Below are 15,206 nucleotides of genomic sequence, written 5' to 3' on the forward strand. Positions count from 1 at the left end.
AAAACAGGGCTCTCTAAATTCATTCCCTTATATTTATATCAGATAGCCCTGTTTTCACCGCGTTCACTTATGCTTGTATAACCCGTTCAATATCAAATAAATATAGAATCTTATCACTCACTTTAATTTGAAGGATAGATTCAATCGCTTCACTATAAACTCTGAGCTGGACACCATATCGATCTAAGAGTTCCTTCGTTAGCGCTGGCTCCTCAGCAAAATGTGATTGGATACGGTCTGTCTTATAATCAAGTAAGATCCATTCACCATTTTCATCCTCAAATAAACAATCAATAATACCCTGAACAATTTGAGCATCGCCATCTTCATCTACTCTACTAATCGTAAATGGCAGCTCTCGCCGGATTGTTTTTGCATTTTTAAAGCGTTGTCCAATGTCTGTCGTAAAGAAATTATATATTTTTTTCCATGGAACAACCTTCCCCTCAGACTCGGTCAGAAGCTGTCTTGCCACTAAATTAGCGACAAACTCCTTAACCTCATGTACATTTGTAAAGCCGTTTTGAGGTACATGCTGCATGACTGTGTGGACAGCTGTTCCTATTTCTGCACCTGTCAGCTGTTTGTCCTGTAAAAAGGCTGGTCGGGGCGCAATGGTTGTCGATTTTTGCTTTGAAGGTACTGAAAAGTAATATTCAGGCTCCTCCTGCCGCTGTAAATTTTCTATACGCTTAATTTCACTAACAGATGTTTTGGAGCGTTTTTGTGTTGATTGTTGAAATGCATACTGTGCTTGAAAGCGCATCGTAATTTCCGACAGTAAAGATTCATCCTCTGGCGTTTCTAGCAATTGCTGTACCTCATTCTCTAACGCCTGTATGTCATATGCATAATGACTTGTTTCAATTGCCCGTACCCACCAATGCGATACATCTTCAGATGCCTTATAGGAGATGTTAGCAATTGAAGCAAAATCTGCGTGTCTAGCAACTGCAGGTCCAAGCCAATCAAAGTAACTATTAGCTCTCGCGCGTAAATATTCCTGTAGTGGAACATCCATCGGCAAATTTTGTGCATCCTTCCAGTTATCGAGCGTTTTACTCCAATTTTTCACGGAGCCTACTAAAATAAGCCGCTCCTTCGCACGTGTCATTGCTACGTATAATACACGCATTTCTTCAGCACGCATTTCAAGCTCCTTTTTCTCCTTCAGAGCTAAAAATGGTAGGGATGTATACGTAATACGGTTTTCTGGATCAATTGCCTTCACTGCAAGGCCAAAATCTTGATCGAATAAATACGGATTGTGGAAATCCATTTTATTAAACGGTCTCCCCATCCCTGCAACAAAGACAACGGGGTACTCTAACCCTTTTGAAGAGTGAATGGTCACAAGACGGACGACGTCATCCTTTTCTCCAATAGATTTCGCTGTACCTAAATCATCTCCACGCGTACGCATGCGATCAATAAAACGTAAAAAACGAAATAGTCCTCGAAAGGCTGTTTTCTCATACATTAAAGCACGGTCATGTAAAATACGTAAGTTGGCCTGACGTTGCTTACCATTCGGCATCGCTCCAACCATCTCATAATAATGCGTGTCTAAATAAATTTTCCAAATTAGATCTGACAGTGAACCACGTCGAGCTAAATCTCGCCAGTTTTCAAATGCCAGCATAAATCGTTGAAGCTTCACAAAAGTGTCAGAATGCACACCATGTCCATCACTTCGAATAAATTGCCTTAATGCATCATAAAATGGCGCTTTTTTATCTGCTAACCTTATTTTTGCTAGCTCATTTTCAGTTAAGCCAACAAATGGAGCACGTAGCACTGAAGCTAAAGGAATATCTTGATATGGATTATCGACAACCTTTAATACATTTAGCATAATCATGACTTCAAGCGCATCAAAATATCCTTTGGATGACTCCGCATAAAGAGGGATTCCCGCAAGCTTAAATTCCTCAACTAAATCTGTTGACCATGTCATTGAACGCATTAAAATCACAATATCACTATATTTTAATGGACGCTCTGTCTTCGTTTTTGTATCAAATACGGTTGTTCCATCCTCCATCATCTGCCGAATACGCTCAATGATAAAACGTGCCTCATACTGTGATTTTTTTAATTCCTCTAGTTCAGAGGCATCGCTTGCAATGTCTTCCGCCTCTTCGTCCAACGCCTCTTCCTCGGGAGGATGCATGATGACTAGCTCTACCGGAACTTCTTTGTCATCATACGGTGCTGCTGGTTTTAGTGAAGCATTTTCATCATAAAGAATTTCTCCAACACGCTCACCCATAATTTGTGCAAATACATAGTTTGTAGCGTTCAACACTTCTTTTCGACTACGGAAGTTAGCGTTTAAATCTATACGCATTCCCGTCAAATCTGGGGCTTCTAGAAACTCACTATACTTGCGCATAAAAAGCTTTGGTTCTGCTAGACGGAAACGGTAAATACTTTGCTTCACGTCCCCAACCATAAAAAGATTTCCATCTTGTTCACTACCTGTTTTCACAAGCTGCAATATTGTTTCTTGAAGCATATTTGTATCTTGGTATTCATCAACAAGTACTTCTTTAAAACGTTGTTTCAAATCTAGTGCAACAGGTGAAGACTGTAATTCACCTTCAACTTCTACAGTTAAAATTTGCAATGCAAAATGCTCTAAATCCGAGAAATCAATAATTCCTCGTTCTAACTTCGCCATGCGGAACTGTTCACTAAAAACATTTGTTAATTCAACCAATGTTCCGATCGTCGGACCCATTAATCGTATTTCTTCAAGTAAGCGTGCGGGAGTACGAACGAAATAAGTCTCTTTCAGCTTGTTCACAATTTTTTTAGCTGCCTCGCGTTTTTTCTTGGCAAGCTCCTGTAGCTCCACATCCACTAAAGCATCCTTTGATACACGCTTTAACGTTGACCATTTCACCGTACCAAAATAATCAAAGAGTTCCTGCCACGTTCCTTCACGACTAATGCGAATGCCTTCCTGAATCATGGCAAAATCCATTTCTGCAGTTTCAGCATATGGTGCAGGTCCCTCGGGCTGTAGCGTAATGGCACGCATTTCAGAAATTAAGACGAATGCCTCATCAAGACTATGCTTGACTGTTAACTTCACATATTTCGACAGCTCTAAATCATCAATTGTTACGTCCGCTGCTAAGTCATATGTCTTTGGTAGACTACGAAGCCATTTTTGAGGCTCTGCATGGACACGAGACGTATCATAAAGCTTACTTATTAATGTTTCGATAGCCTGATCATCTCGATCCGACGTAAAGCTATCAACAAGACGATAGATTGCTTGAACTTGAGCCTCATCCTCAGAATCGTAAGCATCTTCTAATACTTCTGCTAATATATCGTCCCTTAACAACGCAACCTCCGCCTCATTCGCTATACGAAAGCCTGGGTCAATATCTAACATATAGGCATACTGCTTAACAATGGCTAAACAGAAGGAATGCAGCGTTGAAATTTGTGCTTTATTGACAAGGCTTAGTTGGCGTCGCAAATGGTTGGAAGTTGGATTTTCTGCAATAGCCTTTTCAAGTGCCTCCGCCATACGGTGACGCATCTCAGCAGCGGATGCATTGGTAAATGTTACGACAAGTAACTCGTCGACATTGATAGGGTTTTCTGTTGCAACTACTTTTTCAATCATGCGATTAATTAGTACTGCCGTTTTACCAGAGCCTGCCGCAGCCGATACAAGTGTATCCTGACCGCTTGCATAGATGGCCTTCCACTGGTCGTCAGTCCATGTTACTTCCGCTGGCTTTTCAGGTATTTTTTGTACCAACTTACTTCATCTCCTTCCGAATTTTCTCCACGATATCATTCGGTTTTGCTTGCTGTAACTGACGATAGCTTTGCTTGCCATCAGATGGGTCAAATTGACAAACAGCTGTAAATTGACAGTAGTCACATGCTGTTTTTGTTTTAAGTTTATAAGGACTAATGGACGTATCCCCTGCTAAAATTCCATCACCAGCCTCTTGATGCTTGCGCCGTACAAAATGCTGTAGATTTTTCATATCATTAACAGGTACAATACGCGACTGAGATTCTGACGGTGTCCCATCTTTCTTCATATAGACAGGAATAACTTTTGAATGCCCACTCGATTCCTCTAATTGCTCGTCCATCGATAAAATGGCCTCCGCATTTTCGGACAAAAGACCTTTCATCTTGTATTGTTTCAAACGGTCTTCCTCAATTTCACTGTCGCTTAAATCCTTATCAAGCTTTAGCATTGGATTATGGACATGTACATAAAGAACCCCGGCTGGCTCCGCCTCACCCGGTAGCCAATAAGAGGAATTTTCCATCGCCACATCTAAATACGTTAGGACTTGTAGAGATAGTCCGTGGTAAACCTCATTCAAATCTAAATCACGAGCTGATGATTTATAATCGACGATCCGTAAATAGGAGCGGTCATCAATAGACGCACTATCCACCCTATCAATACGACCTCGCATAAACATTTTCTGACCACCTGTTAAATCAATTTCAAGTGGTGGTAGCTGTTCATTTTGGCCCGGTCCAAATGATGCCTCAATGGCAATTGGTTTAAAGTGGGATACATTCGCATGCTGCGTAAGAGCCGTCATTGTTCGCTCGACAATACGCATAAGCTTGCGTTGAATGTAGCGATAACGTGCGCTTGATAGTAAGATTTGATGTGAAAATACCGGCACAATTTGCTCAACGGCTTGACGTGCTAATTGTTTAATTTGCTGCTTTGTTAAACGTATCCATGATAGTTGCAGACGGTGTGTCTCTTCAGTAATCCATTTCAATGCCTCATGGAATAAATCGCCCATTGCAAATGTTTCTAGTCTGTACTCTGCACGTTCTTCTAGATGAAGCCCATACGTTGTAAAATGCGAAAACGGGCAACGGAAATATTTCTCAATACGAGACACACTAGATGTTAGCTTTTGGCCATATAATTCCTGAGTAATGTAGTTTTCTAAAGGTTCTGCTTCATTTTTATGTGTAATTGGATGTAAAACTCGTTCATAAATAAGTGCCCAATAAGGGTCCTGTTTATAAAATTTTTGTAAAGCAAGCCACTCCGGCGCAAGCTCGTGGCTGTGTTCAGCTTGACGTTTTTGCACCATTAAATGTGCTAAAGCTGTACGTGGATGGCGTATATATGGCAAAACACTTTCATCCAGTAATTCAATTGGATCAATGACGACTCGCTCGACCTTGACACCATTCAAAAGACCAGCCGTTTTATCATTGCCGATTATTTTCTTTATATAGAGTGAGGACAATAACGCCTTACCCTCTTCGTCTGCCGTTGGATAGGACATATATAATTTATCGGATGGCGTCGTTAAAGCACGATATAGCAAGAAATTTTCTTGTAGTAAACGATTTTTAGATGTTGGCGCAAGCTCATAACCAATTTGACTAAACCATTCACGCTCGGTATCTGACAGCAATCCTTCATAATCCATACGAGTTGGATATACTCCGTCATTCATTCCTAAAACAAAAGCGACCTTTATATGCGATAAACGAGCTAAATCAACTGTCGCTACCATGACCTCATCTAATGTAGGAGGGATACGCGAAAATTCTAATGTATCAAAGCCCTCATCTAAAATTTTTGCCGCTTCCTCCACGGACATTTTCTGCTCACCAAACATATAAACAAACTGATCGAGCACTGCAATCCATTCTTTCCACGCTTGATCATGCTCACTTGCACCTAAGGCATCACCTCGATCAAGTTCACGGTCTTTCATAGCTTGAAGTTTTTCATAAACATTTAAACTCTCAATCAATTCAAATAAAGCTGTCGCTACATCTCTACCTGTTGTCGCCACTTCCAGCTTGTCCTGTAATGATTTAAGTGGCTGACGAATTTCGTCGCGAATAGCCTCGATTTCTCCCTGCATGGCACGTTCTTCGTCTGTTTGCACGCGTGAATGGAATTCAAGTCCACGATACTTTTTGAAAAACCATCGAGCTTCCTCAAACCAGCGCTCACCAAAGACGCCCTGTGCTAAACAGTAATTTTCTAAACGATCCGCACGCTCTCGCCAAACATTTAGCTCAGCATGTAACGGGAAAAACAGGTCTGTTTTCACACTACGAAAAACCGGTTCATATCTCCAATTAGAAGTTATAACCTCTAAAGCAGATCGACTAAGTTCAATTAAAGGATGATGCAGCATCGTCTTTTTTGTATTTGTAAAAATAGGAATTTCATATTGCTGGAAAATTGTTGAAATAAGCGGATCATAGACTTCTGCTTGTCTATAAAGAAGTACTATATCTTGATAACGATACCCCTTCTCTCTTGTCAGCTTTGTTATTTCCCGGGCAATGGCATGTATCTCTGCACGTCGATTTGATGCTTCAAGTACCATTACATCGCCTGACGTTTCTTTCGTTTGAGGCACCATATCAGCAAAATATTTTTCCATATGTTGTAAATCATTGGATTGAAAACGATGCGTATTGTAGAAGTGCAATGGTGCATCAACTTCAATGCCTTCTTCATATGCAATATCGTGTAAACGTTGGTTCGTTGAAGCGGCTTCATGGAATAGAGACTGTTCATCATAAACTTCTTCGATATGATTAAAGGGAAGAACTACTGTTACCTGTTTTGTCACCTTCAATAACTCTTTTACAAGCTCTAATTCTCTTACAGTAAATGCTGTAAAACCATCAATATAAATGGACGCCTGCTTCATCGTCTCAGAGTATTTTAGTTGCTCGGTTAAAATCGGATAATACCCCTCACTATCGACATATGTCGTACCAAGGCGTTCCTCCAAAGCTTGTAAAACTACTTGTAAATCATTCGTCTTCGCTTGCAATGTATTAGGCGCATCAATGGCCTGCAAAGATGCCGTCACTTCAGCTAACACAGAACTATTTACACTATAACGACTAAACTCTCGTAATAGCGTTTCAATTTCCTCCGTAAAGCCTCGTTTCCCAGCAGCTTGTCGAAATAATGAAAACTCACTTTTTTGTTCTTCTAAAAGTTTGCGGATAAGCATTCGATAGCCATAGCCATTTACTTCTTTTCGAGCAATACCGCCCGTTTCCTGTAATACTAGCCATGCTAATCGTTTAAATGTCATGACCTGCGCACGGATTAAGCCTTGCAAGCCATGCTTATTCGTAAGCTCATACTCCGTTGAATAAGACATTTGGTCAGGCACAATCACAAAAATTGGATGACCTAACGGATCTGTTTTTAGTTGCTCGACAATCTCTTGATGAATAAACGTGGATTTACCCGTTCCTGAACGTCCTGATACAATACGCAATGTCATGTACTTTTCTCCTCCTGTTAATAATTTATTTAAAATGTTAGTCGTAGGGCTTTGCTACTCAACATGGTGGCTATTTCTTAAAGCTGATCACTTTGCTATTCCACCCGAGCAGTTTTCTCATCGACCTGATCACTTTACGAACCCACCTGAGCAGTTTTCGCTTCGACCTGATCACTTTGCTATTCCACCCGAGCAGTTTTCTCATCGACCTGATCACTTTGCGGCCCCACCTGAGCAGTTTTTCTATTGATCCAAGCCTTCTCTACTCTAACTGTGCATTATAATGTTTTATCTAAGCTTTGCTCCACGTTACCCGAGCATTGCATTACCTTTATGAATGAAGATAAAAAACCCCTTCTCTCATTTTACATGATAAAAGGGGTAAGATGTGCATATTCAACTTTCAACGTTGATGGTTTTTCGTCAATTTTCTCGCATGTTTTAAGTCTTTCTCTACACGCGCATTTAATCGTTTCTCCATAAACTTGCCGACCCACCAAAGCAAGACAATCGCAACAGCCGCAATAATCAGTCTTACAGGGCTTGTTAAGAGCGACTTTAAATCATAACCAAGCACGCTCATTCCTAAAATCATAATGAACTTTCCAGCCAATAACACCACAAAATAATACTTTTTATGAATATGAGATAGCCCCGCTACAATGTTGACAATAATTGAGGGTGTAAAAGGAAAACAAAGTAACACGAACAGAGGACTAATACCATTCATATCCACCCATTTAATTAGCTTCTCTACTTTTTTACTGCCTGTTACAAATCGAAGCTTTCGATGCTTGCCAAAATGTCGGACAAGTAAAAATACTGCATATGAACCAGCTACAGATCCTAGCCAGGATAATACAAAACCTAACCATAAACCAAATGCGGTCGCATTAGCGACAACGAACACGACTAAAGGTAAAAATGGAAAAAACGCCTCTACAAACGTTAATAAGAAACCAATGACCGGGCCAAGCGTTCGATATTGTGCCGCAATATGCTCAATATTGTCTACAGTAAACCATTCACTCAAAATCGACACCTCTATTTATATTGCAAAATTAAATGTAAAATCGTTAATTTTTCCGACGTACTTTTATACTCATGTGGCTGATGTCCTGAGAATACTAGTGTATCCCCTTCTTCTAGTAATTCATGCATCTCCCCAGCAGAAATAATGGCCTGTCCTTGGATTACAGTCACAGTTTCCTCTACCCCTTCTGTGTGGGCTTCACTTCTACTTAAAGCACCAGGCTCCATTTCTACCCTATAGAGTTCCCAGCCACGATCTGGACTATAAGGGATAATGGAATACACACGATATCGCCCTTCATCTTCATCTACACGTGGCGCATTTTTACTACTATATTTCATGAAGTGTGCTGTTGGTGATTGTAATAACGAAGAAAATGAAGTGCGCATACCCGCAGCAATTTTCCAAATCGTTGATACTGTAGGATTGGATTCCCCTTTTTCAATTTGTGCAAGTTGTGCTTTACTTACTCCTGTAGCTTTGGCAACATCGTCTAAACTTAAATGACGTTGTTGCCGGATCTTTTTTAATTGAAATGCTAAATTTCGGCTCATTTGCTCCATTTTTATTCACCAATTTCTATTGTTTATTTTATAAGACATATGTATACTTTAATAAACACCGATAACTATCAGACTATTTCATCATTAGTATACATGGAAACTTTTAAGAAAGGATGATCTTTTTATGACAAGTACAACAGATTTTCAGAATGAAACAACAAACACACCAGATGATAGCTTTTTACAAGGCGTTAAAGATTGTGTTCCCACTTTACTCGGTTATATTAGCATAGGACTCGCTTTTGGCGTTGTAGGTTCCGCTTCAGGATTATCTGTACTCGAAATTGCGCTTTTAACGATACTCATCTATGCAGGCTCCGCACAATTTATCTTTTGTGCACTTCTTTTAACAAATAGCCCTGCTTCTGCTATTATTGTAACCATTTTTGTTGTAAATCTACGCCATTTATTAATGAGTTTAACAATAGCTCCCCATTTCACACATTATTCCATGCTAAGAAATATTGGCTTCGGCACATTATTGACGGACGAAACATTTGGTGTAGCTGTTACAAAGCAAATGCAAACAGGTAAGCTACATGGCAAATGGATGGATGGGCTGAATATAACTGCTTACTCATTTTGGATTCTTTCTTGTGTAGCTGGCGCATATTTAGGTCAATGGGTAGCAAATCCTGAAAAATGGGGCTTAGATTTCGCATTGATTGCTATGTTTGTGGCACTTCTTGTTCTTCAGCTTAGCAGTGTAGGTAAAAGTAAAATAATGCATTATCTTATGTTAATCGGCTATATGGTTGTCATTATGTATGTTCTTTCTTATATTGTCCCTTCGCATGTAGCTGTTCTTCTTTCAACAGTTATTGTAGCAACTATAGGGGTGGTGACAGATAAATGACGACAACTGCTACTATGGTATTGCTCATCATTGGCTGTGCACTTGTAACCTGGCTACCACGTGTTATTCCTTTTATTTTCGTCCGAAATGTGCAGCTACCAGAGGTTGTATTAAAATGGCTAAGCTTTATCCCAGTTTGTATTTTGAGTGCTCTTGTCATCGAAAACTTATTGGATACAGATAACGGAAACATCGTTACACTCAATTGGCCTGTATTTATTACATTTGTGCCAACACTTATGATTGCACTTGTTACAAAAAGCTTATCTATTACAGTTGTAGCAGGAGTTATCATTATGGCAGCCGTAAGATTTTTCATGTAAAAAGGTCAGTCTTAAAAGTGAGAAAGCTATCACTTTGGACTGACCTTTTATATTAATTAAAATCACCTTTGTTTTTTTTCATTTTACTTGCTAGCCAAAAGCCTACTGTTAACGAAAATGCATCGATTACGAATATAGTAGGTGGCGAAGTATAACCTGCATAAACAGAGGCCGCAATAAGCGCAATTGCCAATATTAAGGCAACATACCGATTATACGTAATTCTAGTAAACAATAATACGAGTAATGCTGGTAAAAATAACGCTAACATCATTTTCCCGAAAACATCCATCATATATCCCTCGGCTCAGCTAGTAATAATCCAATACGATAATGATCATTGCTATAGATAACATGCTGTGTTAAACGTATTTCATTGTTACGATCTACTACTTCTAGACGACAATGAGCAGCATTTAATTGCAAAGCCTCATATAAATCATTTTCAGTAAAAATTGCCTGACCGTTTACTTTACGAATACATTCCCCTGCCAGTAATCCCATTTTTTCAGCTGGTGAATCAGGTAAGACCGCCGCAATAATAGCACCCTTCGAACTTGGTGCAACCGCATAAATATCCGTTTTATCTTGCAGTGCATAGAAGACTGAAATAATAATACGAATCACTACACCAATTGCCAACGTGATAAGGCCGATGAATGGCTCCAAAGCTGCTGCGAGTCCACCAATTATAATTAACTGTCCAAGTATTAGCACGGATCGGCCGATTTTTGCCAATCTTAAAGCTGGTAATTCTTTTCTAGTAAGCTTTGAAAAGCCTATTACAAGGGGAAATAGTACGAGTGCAAAGGTACTCTCCCCTAATGTAAATTGTGGCCAATATGGAAAATCAACCGGAATAACAGTACCAGGTATTACAAAGAAAATTGGCAATACCCATATATTTCTTGAACGGTAGACAATTGCTTGCATACCTCGCTTCGTCTTTTCAATCCGCGGTGTCGTTACCTTCATTGCTGTTCGACGAATTAATATGCCCTCAGCAATTACACATAGACCTGTTAAAATCGTAATCGTTATAATGGTACCATCTAATAAATTTGCACCTTCTAAAGAAATTTTCCACCAAGAAAATGTCCAATTATAATGGTACATCAGCCACATTGCTAGTGTTGCAAGCCCCATCGTATAAATAGGTGAAAGTGCATTAATGAAGAACAATACTAGTGCCAACGCAGAAATAGCGATTAAAATCATTAAAAAAGCTTTAGGCACTGTTAAACCTAAACCAACACTTATTAATGAAATGAGGAGGGCATTTAGCCAACCATTTTTCCATTGACCAATTAGCTCTGTCCAACCCCAAATAATACGTCTATTAAAAAACTTACGCTCCTGCTTTACACGACTATAACCTAATAAAACCGCAAATAAAATTGCGATATACATTAAAGGGTTGATTAAAAAGCGGCCAATCGCTGTTACAATTTCTATTAATATATCACTAACCATACGAACACCCGCCGTTTCTATCTTGAATACTATGATTTTATTGTATCAAACGTCTACACTCTTGCGTAGTACAATCTAGTAGAAAGCTTTTTATTCTTATTTTTTTATCGTATTCACTGGATGTCATAGATTAAATTTAACAGGTGTGTAGTTTTATTTTTATTTACTTGAAATAATTATAAGACGCTAATATCAGCTACAGATGTAGCATTGGCTGTTTATTTAGTTTTAGGAACATGAGGATTCCATCATTTTAAATAGAAAAGGCTAAACTATATACAGTTTATATTTGTATATTTCAGCCTTTAATCGAATTTTTATTTAATTGCTTTTTTCTTTGATGAAGTATTACACAATAGAGAATCCTGAAAAGGGATCACAAACTAGTTTATTTAAGAAGTTCTAAAACCCCTTGGCTCATTTGATTAATTTGAGCCATCATAGATTGAGAAGATTGTAGCAAAATTTGATCTTTTTGTAATTTAGAAATCTCTTTTGCCATATCCGTATCACGTAATTTAGACTCTGCAGAAGTTAGATTTTCTTTGGCGTTACTAACATTATTTAAAATATGTTCTAATGCATTTTGATAAGCACCATATTTTGAACGCTCATTTGATACATAAAAACTGGCCTTATCAATGTAGGCAAGTGATCTTTCAACATTTTCACGTGTTAATACATTCAGTTCATTAATGCCAAGGGAAGTTGTTCGTGCATCTGTTAATACAACTTTAAAATGGTGTCCTGCATTTGGTCCAACTTGTAATATCAAATGATCCGGATCAGGTGTCCAAGTACTTTCGGTTACAGATGGTGGCATACCTAAACCGTAAAACGTATTAACTTCAAAAGAATCACCTGGTGCAAGAGCACGTTCATTCCATTTTAATGCATAACCGCTGTCTCCTACATCAAGATTGTTTTCTGTCCAAGTTGGCGATTTTATACTTGAATATTGTCCAACACGGAATTCGTCTGGAGATTGTATGATATTTTTCCCTATAATTGTTCCTTTAGCTTTTAACTCAGCATTTCCACTATTATTAAATACTTCAAATGAATTTGGGACATTTTCTGCCACATAAGATTTTTCACTTACCAACTGTTGATCATTGACGATAAAAGGTGCTTTATCATCATTGTCTAGCATTGTATCCATGTGAAAATAGAATCCGACGTTTTGCGAATCGTTACTCGTGTTTTCAATATGATATTTAAATTCAAATTGATCATCTTTTAATCTTACATATTGTGTGACTTGTATATTATTAATGGAATAAACGGTTTTAAATGTGCCATTCGATAAAGTAGTAGGATACAAAATATTTGCTTTTAAAGAGCCAGAACTTCCATTTAATAATAGAGAGGGCTGGGTTGTTCCTTGACCAGCTCCATAAATTAAAACTTTATTATCATCATTTTCAGTACCTGGATACCCTTGATTTGTACGCAAATCAAAGCTACCATCTGGGGCAACATTTAGAGCAAGATATTTATTCATTACATAATTATCGGCTTCTTCAAATTCGATGTTGCCCGCTAACTTCTCTTGTCGTAAAGGGTGAATCGTATTGAATTCAGTGTTATTTGCTATGTCGTTAATACCTTTTTTTATTGCATCTATTTCTTGTTGAATAAGTGCTCGATCTTCATCTGTTAATGTATCGTTACATGCTTGGATCGCTAGTTCACGCATACGTAGTAAATTTGGATTTTGAATTTGTGCAAGTCCTGATTCAGCAGTTTGAATAAGTGATATACCAGCTAACCCATTTTGCTCAGCTTGTTCGAGACCTCGAATTTGGCCTTTCATCTTTTCGCTTATCCCAAGTCCAGCGGCATTATCAGCAGCTTTATTAATCTGATACCCAGAAGATAATTTATTAAGAGTTTTATTTAGTTCTGTATTCGTTTGATTATATCGGTTATAAGCAAATAGACCTTTATTGTTTTGAATTATCATATCTTTTCTCCTGGAAGTAAGTAGATATATTATATCATTTAAACCCAATATTAAACAATTATTAAATTGTATAACAATGATGGATTTTTACACAACCTCTTTATGAATGGGTTGTAGCTTTTATGTTTAGGCTGTTTTCTCAAAGATTGTTGCTGTTAAAACTAAAAGACAGATTTAATCTACTAAACGGTCCTGCACCCCTAAAGTTAGAGTCAAAAATCTAACTTTAGGGGTGTTTTTATATGGCGAAATACAGTGAAGAATTCAAAATAAATGTGGTTAATGAATATATGAAAGGTCCTTTAGGTTATAAATTATTAGCGGAAAAACATAACATACCTACTTATTCGCAAATAAAGCGTTGGGTCTGTGCGTACAAAGAATTTGGAGAGATTGGATTACGTAGAAAAGTAACAAAACAGGCTTACTCTATTCAATTCAAGCTCGATGTATTACACTTTATGAAACAAACAGGTGCTTCTTATCAAGATACAGCGATTAAATTTAACATGAATAATCCAACGTTAATAGCGAACTGGAACAGTAAATTTTTGAAGGAAGGGATAGAAGGCCTGCAAGAAAAAGCGAAGGGACAGCCACCTATGTCTAATAATCCTAAAAATAAACCTGTCAAACAACCAAATACAATGTCTCGTGAAGAACAACTAGAACGTGAAAATGAGCTTCTCCGATTAGAGATCGCGTACTTAAAAAAGTTAGAAGCTTTCGAGGCGAATCCAGATGCCTTCCTCGAAAAGCACAAGCAGCGTTGGCGTTCGAACTCAAAGAAGAAGGGTTCCGATTGAAAGATGTATTGAGAATCATTGGAATCCCTGAAGCAACATATCATTACCATATTCAACAGTTAAAAAATGAAGATCCCAATCAAGAGTGGAAAACGTTGGTTTTAGCGCTATTTGATAAGCAAAAAGGTAGATATGGTTATCGCCGAATCCATGCGGAATTAAAAGCGCAAGGATACGTCATCAATCACAAAAAAGTACAGCGAATCATGAAGGAATTGGGTTTAAAGTGTGTGAAATTCGTTCGTAAATCTCGTTATAAATCGTACAAGGGCAAGGTAGGAAAAGTCGCAAATAATCGATTAAACCGCCGTTTCAATACGACAAACGCTTTACACAAACTTGTGACAGACGTAACGGAATTCAAGTGTACAGAAGATGAAAAGCTTTATTTAAGTCCAATTATGGATCTCTATAATAGCGAAATTATTGGGTTTAGTATGTCCAAACGTCCAACATTAGATTTCGTATTAGAATCGCTACATCAAGTTCTGCCAATCATTCAGAACCGAGCTACATACCGTGCAACTATTCATTCGGATCAAGGTTGGCATTATCAACACAATTCATGGGTGAAAACATTACGACAAAACAAGATTTTCCAAAGCATGTCTCGCAAAGCAACGTGTGCAAACAATGCGGCGATGGAAAACTTCTTTGGCATACTCAAACAAGAGATGTATTACGGTGAAGTATTAATCTCGTATGAAGAATTGAAGAAGAAAATCGAACGGTATATCGACTACTATAACAATGAACGTATTAAACAAAAACTGGCTGGCATGAGTCCAGTAAAATACGAGGGCACTGAAAAACTTGCGTTTTTTATAAATAAATTCGTTTTAGAGAAAGATAGGGCGCTTCTTGTTCAAATTTTGAACAGGAAACGCCCTA

The 15,206-nt window shown here is 38.2% G+C and carries 12 protein-coding genes; 5 read left to right on the top strand and 7 right to left on the bottom strand.

What is annotated here, in order from left to right; genetic code table 11:
- Nucleotides 1–67 precede the first annotated feature (67 nt).
- Together addA and addB are read right to left on the bottom strand one after the other, a co-directional pair.
- The gene (addA, locus tag ACFVT8_RS12635) at nt 68–3,784 is read right to left on the bottom strand and encodes a helicase-exonuclease AddAB subunit AddA (protein WP_387079467.1); all 3,717 of its coding nucleotides are present in this window, start codon (nt 3,782–3,784) and stop codon (nt 68–70) included.
- A 1-nt stretch (nt 3,785) separates the two neighbouring features.
- Nucleotides 3,786–7,295, bottom strand: a complete 3,510-nt coding sequence (gene addB, locus ACFVT8_RS12640; protein WP_387079466.1) for a helicase-exonuclease AddAB subunit AddB — start codon at nt 7,293–7,295, stop codon at nt 3,786–3,788.
- On the opposite strand from addB, the gene ACFVT8_RS12645 reads away from it, so the two are divergent.
- Nucleotides 7,249–7,545, top strand: coding sequence for a hypothetical protein (locus ACFVT8_RS12645; protein WP_387079465.1), 297 nt, complete (start codon nt 7,249–7,251; stop codon nt 7,543–7,545). The two genes, addB and ACFVT8_RS12645, sit on opposite strands and share 47 nt — an antisense overlap.
- 153 nt (nt 7,546–7,698) lie before the next feature.
- Here the strand turns inward: ACFVT8_RS12645 and ACFVT8_RS12650 are convergent, their stop codons facing one another.
- Entirely contained in the window at nt 7,699–8,328 is a 630-nt protein-coding gene (locus tag ACFVT8_RS12650) for a TVP38/TMEM64 family protein (RefSeq protein WP_387079464.1), read from the bottom strand.
- 11 nt (nt 8,329–8,339) lie between these two features.
- Nucleotides 8,340–8,891 carry a helix-turn-helix domain-containing protein gene (locus ACFVT8_RS12655; RefSeq protein ID WP_387079462.1) on the bottom strand — a complete coding sequence of 184 codons (552 nt, stop codon included), beginning with the start codon at nt 8,889–8,891 and terminating at the stop codon, nt 8,340–8,342.
- Nucleotides 8,892–9,015: 124 nt separating this feature from the next.
- Between ACFVT8_RS12655 and ACFVT8_RS12660 the strand changes: the two genes are divergently transcribed.
- Both ACFVT8_RS12660 and ACFVT8_RS12665 read left to right on the top strand, forming a co-directional pair.
- Nucleotides 9,016–9,747 carry an AzlC family ABC transporter permease gene (locus ACFVT8_RS12660; RefSeq protein WP_387079461.1) on the top strand — a complete coding sequence of 244 codons (732 nt, stop codon included), beginning with the start codon at nt 9,016–9,018 and terminating at the stop codon, nt 9,745–9,747.
- Complete coding sequence (locus tag ACFVT8_RS12665; protein ID WP_387079459.1) at nt 9,744–10,070, top strand: AzlD domain-containing protein; 327 nt, start codon at nt 9,744–9,746, stop codon at nt 10,068–10,070. Before ACFVT8_RS12660 ends, ACFVT8_RS12665 begins: the two co-directional genes overlap by 4 nt.
- 52 nt (nt 10,071–10,122) lie before the next feature.
- Here ACFVT8_RS12665 and ACFVT8_RS12670 read toward each other — a convergent pair whose 3' ends face one another.
- From ACFVT8_RS12670 to ACFVT8_RS12680, 3 genes are all read right to left on the bottom strand, one after another.
- The gene (locus ACFVT8_RS12670) at nt 10,123–10,362 is read right to left on the bottom strand and encodes a DUF2198 family protein (protein ID WP_387081457.1); all 240 of its coding nucleotides are present in this window, start codon (nt 10,360–10,362) and stop codon (nt 10,123–10,125) included.
- Entirely contained in the window at nt 10,362–11,543 is a 1,182-nt protein-coding gene (locus tag ACFVT8_RS12675; RefSeq protein WP_387079457.1) for a PDZ domain-containing protein, read from the bottom strand. The genes ACFVT8_RS12670 and ACFVT8_RS12675 overlap by 1 nt, the downstream gene beginning before the upstream one ends.
- 388 nt (nt 11,544–11,931) lie before the next feature.
- Nucleotides 11,932–13,509 (bottom strand): flagellin N-terminal helical domain-containing protein, encoded by a 1,578-nt coding sequence (locus ACFVT8_RS12680; protein ID WP_387079455.1) that lies wholly within the window; start codon nt 13,507–13,509, stop codon nt 11,932–11,934.
- Between the two features lie 242 nt (nt 13,510–13,751).
- Here ACFVT8_RS12680 and ACFVT8_RS12685 point away from each other — a divergent pair, with 242 nt between their 5' ends.
- Nucleotides 13,752–14,315 carry a helix-turn-helix domain-containing protein gene (locus ACFVT8_RS12685; RefSeq protein ID WP_387079453.1) on the top strand — a complete coding sequence of 188 codons (564 nt, stop codon included), beginning with the start codon at nt 13,752–13,754 and terminating at the stop codon, nt 14,313–14,315.
- The coding region (locus ACFVT8_RS12690; RefSeq protein ID WP_387081456.1) for an IS3 family transposase at nt 14,201–15,206 on the top strand (1,006 nt) is incomplete at its 3' end. The genes ACFVT8_RS12685 and ACFVT8_RS12690, both read left to right, overlap by 115 nt.

The organism is Lysinibacillus sp. NPDC058147 (assembly GCF_042884205.1).
Taxonomy (GTDB): Bacteria; Bacillota; Bacilli; order Bacillales_A; family Planococcaceae; genus Lysinibacillus.

Excerpts from the sequence above, each read along its gene's own strand:
- addB (WP_387079466.1), bottom strand. The coding sequence starts at position 7,295 with ATGACATTGCGTATTGTATCAGGACGTTCAGGAACGGGTAAATCCACG.
- ACFVT8_RS12655 (WP_387079462.1), bottom strand. The coding sequence starts at position 8,891 with ATGGAGCAAATGAGCCGAAATTTAGCATTTCAATTAAAAAAGATCCGG.
- ACFVT8_RS12660 (WP_387079461.1), top strand. The coding sequence starts at position 9,016 with ATGACAAGTACAACAGATTTTCAGAATGAAACAACAAACACACCAGAT.
- ACFVT8_RS12665 (WP_387079459.1), top strand. The coding sequence starts at position 9,744 with ATGACGACAACTGCTACTATGGTATTGCTCATCATTGGCTGTGCACTT.
- ACFVT8_RS12670 (WP_387081457.1), bottom strand. The coding sequence starts at position 10,362 with ATGGATGTTTTCGGGAAAATGATGTTAGCGTTATTTTTACCAGCATTA.
- ACFVT8_RS12675 (WP_387079457.1), bottom strand. The coding sequence starts at position 11,543 with ATGGTTAGTGATATATTAATAGAAATTGTAACAGCGATTGGCCGCTTT.
- ACFVT8_RS12680 (WP_387079455.1), bottom strand. The coding sequence starts at position 13,509 with ATGATAATTCAAAACAATAAAGGTCTATTTGCTTATAACCGATATAAT.
- ACFVT8_RS12685 (WP_387079453.1), top strand. The coding sequence starts at position 13,752 with ATGGCGAAATACAGTGAAGAATTCAAAATAAATGTGGTTAATGAATAT.